We start from the raw sequence: 373 nt of genomic DNA, 5'->3' as shown, positions 1-373 counted from the left end.
GTGCTACAGGCGTCGAAGACGTCTTTGTGACATCAAGCGTTCCGTCCGAGACAGTTACGAGATCAGTGAACGTGCCACCAATATCGACACCGATACGGACATCATCGCTGGTCATTGGTTTTCCCCACCGCGGAGAGGCCGATACACCTGTTGCGTATATCTGCTAGTCATGATTGAGTTGGTGATAAATCGCAGGCGTCCCGTAGTGCGGTTACGGGACGCAAAGCTGATTAGACCAGGTCACTGGCTGGGATCGTTTCCTGATCGACGAACTCGCCGTCCTGAACCTGAACGATCGCCATGTCACTGGCGACGTCACCGTTATCGTCGTAATTCACCTGGCCGCTCGGCCCCGAATAATCGATTGTCGTCC

The 373-nt window shown here is 54.4% G+C and carries 1 protein-coding gene; it reads right to left on the bottom strand.

Translation table 11 applies throughout. The features are described from left to right. Positions 1–115 (bottom strand): hydantoinase/oxoprolinase N-terminal domain-containing protein (locus EXE45_RS18300; RefSeq protein ID WP_137695155.1); only part of this gene is annotated, 115 nt, incomplete at its 3' end. Between the last annotated feature and the right edge of the window lie 258 nt (positions 116–373).

Source organism: Halorubrum sp. SP9 (assembly GCF_005435015.1).
GTDB lineage: Archaea > Halobacteriota > Halobacteria > Halobacteriales > Haloferacaceae > Halorubrum > Halorubrum sodomense.
Note: the sequence above shows the minus strand (reverse complement) of the source record. Positions and strands in the feature narration are given on the sequence as shown.